We start from the raw sequence: 5585 nt of genomic DNA, 5'->3' as shown, positions 1-5585 counted from the left end.
CCCCGATCATCGCCCTCGACGCCCGCCGCCGCGACAGCGCCAAGAGCGCCCTGATCACCCTCGTCGAACACGCCCTGCTCGCCAGACTCCGCTGATCACGGGTCGGGGACCTCATGGGGTCCCCGACTCGTCCTGCGCGTTACAGGTTCTGTGCATCGCATAACGGTTCGGTAGGCATTTCGGACGTTTTGGTGACAACCCGTAGTCGTTCGGGTGCGCTCGGCTGATGGCACCCGAGAGTTTGGGGGGGCCTGTGGCCGAATGTCCTATATGTGCTCCGAGGCGCGGCTCAGCTGAGCTGTTTGTCCCGTTCTCCCGCACGTGCTGAAATTCCAGCTACCCCCGAAGTGACCCAGATAGCAGTTCCACCCAGCAGCGGGCTGCGGCCAGGGGTAAGCCGCTGGATTGATCCATGGCCGCCGAGCGGCCGAGAGGTTGTTGTCGAGTGAGGCGTAAGCAGCCAGTCACGCCGCAGAAGGGCTCCGAGCCCCGCGAGACGGACCGCAGCGGCCAGAGTCCTGCCGGGTTCTCCCCCTTCGCGGCGAAGCCCGAACGTCCCCTGCCCGGCTCCGGAGCCCCTGGCCGATTGGTCAGTTCGCCGTTGGAGCCCGGCAGCGGCACCGACGAAGGTCCAACGCGGGCCGGCCGGTACGAGTTCCTGGCCTTCCGCAACTGGCGGGTGCCGGTCCGACTCGTCTCGATCATGCTGATCCCGGTCATCATCGCGCTGGTCTTCGGCGGTCTGCGCGTCAACACCTCGTTCGACAGCTACGTCAAGGCCAGCCAGGCCGAGAAGATCGCCGAGCTCGCCCGCGCCGCCACCAACCTGGCCGACGCACTGGAGAACGAGCGCGACCTCAGCCTGAGCCCGCTGCTCACCGGGCAGGACCAGGACGGCACCGTCGCCAAGCTGCGGGCCACCACGGACCAGCGGTTGGCCACCTACCGGGCCGCCGTCGCCAAGGTCGGCAACAGCACCGAAATCACCCAGGACGACTTCGCGTTCGAGTCGGACGCCGCCTCGCTGGCGCACCTGCGCAGCGTCGCCTACACCCCTGAGCTGTACGCGAGCGCCACGGTCGACGCCTACTCCGTGATGATCAACCCGCTGCTCTCGATCGACGGTTCGGTCGGCGCGGGTAGCGCCGCGGGGGTGAACCGCGGTCGCGCCATCTACAACATCTCGCAGACCAAGGCCTACTCCTCGGCCCAGCGCGCGCAGATGCTGATGCTGCTGGTCGGCATCAACGCCCAGCGGACCACCCGGTGGGAGAACGTCCAGCTGATCCAGGACCTGCTGGTCTCCTCCAACATCCAGCAGAACGCGCTGGCGAGCTTCCAGACCGGCTCCTCCCCGCAGGACAACCACACCTACGCGGACGCGCTGGTCGCCGAGGCCAACGCCGACACGCACCTGCCGCTGCGGATGCCGGACAACCAGACCCTGCCCAGCGTGACCGGTCTGATGAGCATCGGCCTGGCCTACCAGCAGGCCGCCTCGGACGGCATGGCCACCCCCGACGCCGCCGCCGCGGCGGCCCAGGCCGCCGCCAGCGCGCTTCAGGCCGGCCTCACCGCGGCGAACTGGCTGCAGGCCACCCAGAGCGAGATCAACCCGCTGCGGGTCACCGAGACCAGCCTGCTGAACAGCGTCGTCAACGACGCGGTCACCGCCAAGGACAGCGCCCAGACCGACGCCATCCTCAACGCCTCGATCGTGGTGGCCTCGCTGGTGCTGGCCGGTCTGCTGACCGGCTTCATCGCCCGCTCGATGATCCTCGGGATGCGCGTGCTGAACACCGCCGCGCTGGAGATCGCCAACCACCGACTGCCCGACCTGGTCGAGAAGCTCTCCAAGACCGACCCGGACCGGGTGGACACCAACGTCGAGAAGATTCCGCTCTGGGGCCGGGACGAGATCGGCGAGGTCGCCCGCGCCTTCGACCAGGTCCACAGCCAGGCGGTCTCGCTGGCCGCCGAGCAGGCCCTGCTCCGAGGCAACCTGAACGCGATCTTCTCCAACCTCTCGCGCCGCAGCCAGGGCCTCATCCAGCGCCAGCTGGCACTGATCACCGACCTGGAGAACAACGAGGCCGACCCGGACCAGCTGGAGAACCTCTTCAAGCTGGACCACCTGGCCACCCGTATGCGCCGCAACGGTGAGAACCTGCTGGTCCTCGCCGGTGAGGAGCCGGGCCGCCGCTGGAACACCCCGGTCCCGCTGGTCGACGTGCTGCGCGCGGCCGCCTCCGAGGTGGAGCAGTACGAGCGCATCGAGCTGTCCGGCATCCCCGAGGCCGAGGTCATCGGCGCGGCCGTGACCGACCTCGTCCACCTGCTCGCCGAGCTGCTGGAGAACGCCACCTCGTTCTCCAGCCCGCAGACCCGGGTCACCGTCACCGCGACCCGGCTGCCGGACGGCCGGGTGCTGGTCGAGATCCACGACAAGGGCATCGGCCTGACCGCCGAGGACTTCGCCGAGATCAACGAGAAGCTCGCCGAGCCGCCCACCGTCGACGCCTCGATCTCCCGCCGCATGGGCCTGTTCGTGGTCGGCCGGCTCTCCGACCGGCACGACGTGCGCGTCCAGCTGCGCCCCTCGGGCGAGTCGGCCGGCACCACCTCGCTGGTCATGCTCCCGGCCGCGCTGACCCAGATGCGCGCCGTGCCGGAGCCGGAGGAGGAGTTCACGGTCTCGCGGATCTTCGCGGACCAGGAGCCCTCGACCGCCGGCTGGGAGCAGGAGGCCTTCGCCGCTCCGCGCAGCGCGGCCGAGCTGGGCTTCGACGACAACCTCGCCCTCGGCGGGCGCGGCACGGGCGGCTTCAGCCCGGCGCTGGACTCGATGCAGCGCTCGCAGCGGCTGGACCAGCGCCGCCGGGCCGCGCTGGAGTCCGGTGACGCGGGCGAGTTCGCCGACGGCGAGCAGGAGTTCGCCGGCGAGGGCTTCCAGCCCGACGGTTTCCCGCAGCAGGGCTTCGGCCGCGACGACCTCCAGCACGACGGCTTCCGGCCGGAGGAGTTCCAGCAGGGCGACTACGCGACGGCCGAGTTCAGCCGCGCCGAGCTCGGCCAGGAGGAGGCCGCCGAGGCGGACTACGTCGAGGCGGAGTTCGTCGAGCCCGAGCCGCAGCAGCAGGGCTACGGGCAGCGGGCCGACTACGGCCGCCCCGCGCCGTTCGCCGAGCCGGGCTACCAGGACCAGGGCCAGGGCCAGCAGGGCTACCAGGACGGCGGCTACTACGCCGACCAGCAGCCGTACGCCGGCCAGGGCTACCAGCAGCAGGGCCACGAGCAGTCCTACGGCGGCTACGGGCAGCAGCAGGGCTACCAGGACGGCTACTACGCCGACCAGGGCGCCGGGGCCTACGGCTACCAGAACACCGGCGGCTACGAGACCACCGGCTACCAGCCCGAGGGCTACCAGCAGTCGGCGGGCGACGGCTACCAGGACACCGCCGCCCTGCCCCAGGTCTCCGAGCGCGGCTTCGACGGCTTCGCGCCCCGGGGCACCTCGGGCCCGGGCCGCGGCGAGACCCCGGCCGGCCACCCGTACGGCACCGAGCCCCCGGCCCTGCCGGCCGCCCAGTCGCCCACACTCGACTCGGGTCTGCCGCAGCGCCGTCCCGGCCAGCAGCTGGTGGGCGGTGGGCTCGGCTCGCGCGCGATCGGCGAGCTGAACTCGCAGGAGAAGCCGAACTGGTTCACCGGTGCCAAGGACACTTCGGCCGACGAGGCCGCCGAGATGCGCGGCCACCAGGTGTCCGGCCTCGGCGCCTCGGGCCCGACCGGCCCGACCGCCTGGCAGTCGGCCAACGACGGGGCCTGGCAGCGCGCGGAGCAGTTGCGCGAGCCGGCCGCCGGCGGGGTGACCGGATCCGGTCTGCCGCGCCGGGTGCCCAAGCAGAATCTCGTCCCGGGCAACGCCAAGTCGGGCAGCAGCGAGGGACCGCAGGTCTCGCGCAGCCCCGAGGAGGTGCGCGGCCGCCTGACCAACCTGCGCCGCGGTGTGGCCCAGGGCCGCAGCGCGGGCAGCGAGTCCGGCCAGACCGGCAGCTTCCGGATCGACCCCCAGGACATGTCCCAGCCGGGTCACCCCGGGGCAGGACAGCAGAACGACAGCACCGATCTCTTCGGCGGCTCGAACCACCAGGAGCGTTGAGTTGACTCAGATGAGCCAGGCCGCACAGAACCTGAACTGGCTGATCACCAATTTCGTGGACAACACCCCTGGGGTGTCGCACACGGTGGTGGTCTCCGCCGACGGGCTCCTGCTCGCCATGTCCGAAGGCTTCCCGCGCGACCGCGCCGACCAGCTCGCCGCCGTCGCCTCCGGCCTCACCTCGCTCACCTCCGGCGCCAGCCGGATCTTCGAGGGCGGCGACGTCAACCAGACCGTCGTGGAGATGGAGCGCGGCTTCCTCTTCCTGATGGCCGTCAGCGACGGCTCCTCGCTCGCCGTCCTCGCCTCCCCCGACTCCGACATCGGCCTCGTCGGCTACGAGATGGCCCTGCTCGTCGACCGGGCCGGCGCCGTCCTCACCCCCGCCCTGCGAGCCGAACTCCAGGGCAGCCTCCTGCACTGACAGGCCGTCAGGGGCCCTTCGGCGCACCGCGCCCAACTGCGCCCCTGACGGTCGGTCGGCCGGCGCAATGCGGTCGCGCCCCCTCGGACCAGCTGTTTTCGGTCTGCCGTAGCGCTCCTGACGGTTCATCGGGTATCACTGACGGGCCATCGGGCGTACCCCGGTGAGGGCATGCGGTCACCGTCGTAGTACTTGTAGTATCCAGCCGCCCCTTTCCGAGCCCGTGGCGACGGGCACGGTGTCGGGCTTGTACGGCACCTCGCACCACCGGCACCGGCCCCACAGCCGAGGCCGCGCCCGCACCTTGCAACAGCCGCATCCTGTGAGGAGAGGAACCGTGACACCGCCCGACGATCGCCAGGGCTCGTACGGAGTCCCGTACCCCGGCACCGGCCACGACGCGTTCGGTACTCCCGGCGCGGGCCAAGGCCAGAGCTACGGCCGACCGCAGTACGGCGAGTACGGCGACCAGTACGGTCGGCCCCTCCCGCAGCACGGCCAGCCGTACCCGCAGCAGCAGGGCCAGCCGGCCCAGCAGGCAGAGCCCGCCGCCGCGTGGCCGCAGGCTCCTGGGCGCCAGGACGCGATGGGTACCGACGAAGCGGACAGCGGTCCGCTGATCAGACCGTTCGCGATGACCGGGGGCCGCACCCGACCGCGCTACGAACTGGCCCTGGAGGCACTGGTTTCGGCCAATGTCGACCAGGCACGACTGGCCACGCTGCTGCCCGAGCACCAGCGGATCTGCACGCTGTGCGCCACCGAGGTGAAGTCGGTGGCCGAGGTCTCGGCGCTGCTCTCGCTGCCGCTCGGCGTGGCCCGGATCCTCGTGGCCGACCTCGCCGAAGCCGGCCTGGTCGCCATCCACCAGCCCGCCGCCGGGGGCGAATCCGGCAACCAGCCCGACGTCACGCTGCTCGAAAGGGTCCTCAGTGGACTTCGCAAGCTCTAGCCCCGCGGCCGCCACCCGCGCCACCACCTCCGCGAAGATCGTCGTCG

At 71.2% G+C, this 5585-nt stretch carries 3 protein-coding genes and 1 pseudogene; all 4 read left to right on the top strand.

Features of this window, described 5'->3' with window-relative positions:
* Positions 1 to 95: pseudogene (locus tag ACFZB9_RS36775) on the top strand (ATP-binding protein); the annotation flags it as partial.
* 506 nt (positions 96 to 601) lie between these two features.
* Entirely contained in the window at positions 602 to 4162 is a 3561-nt protein-coding gene (locus tag ACFZB9_RS36770; RefSeq protein WP_391454506.1) for a nitrate- and nitrite sensing domain-containing protein, read from the top strand.
* A 10-nt stretch (positions 4163 to 4172) separates the two neighbouring features.
* Entirely contained in the window at positions 4173 to 4586 is a 414-nt protein-coding gene (locus ACFZB9_RS36765; protein WP_035797811.1) for a roadblock/LC7 domain-containing protein, read from the top strand.
* A 337-nt stretch (positions 4587 to 4923) separates the two neighbouring features.
* Positions 4924 to 5538 carry a DUF742 domain-containing protein gene (locus tag ACFZB9_RS36760; protein WP_391454505.1) on the top strand — a complete coding sequence of 205 codons (615 nt, stop codon included), beginning with the start codon at positions 4924 to 4926 and terminating at the stop codon, positions 5536 to 5538.
* Positions 5539 to 5585: the final 47 nt, after the last annotated feature.

It is taken from the genome of Kitasatospora sp. NPDC008050 (assembly GCF_042957465.1).
GTDB lineage: Bacteria > Actinomycetota > Actinomycetes > Streptomycetales > Streptomycetaceae > Kitasatospora.
Note: the sequence above shows the minus strand (reverse complement) of the source record. Positions and strands in the feature narration are given on the sequence as shown.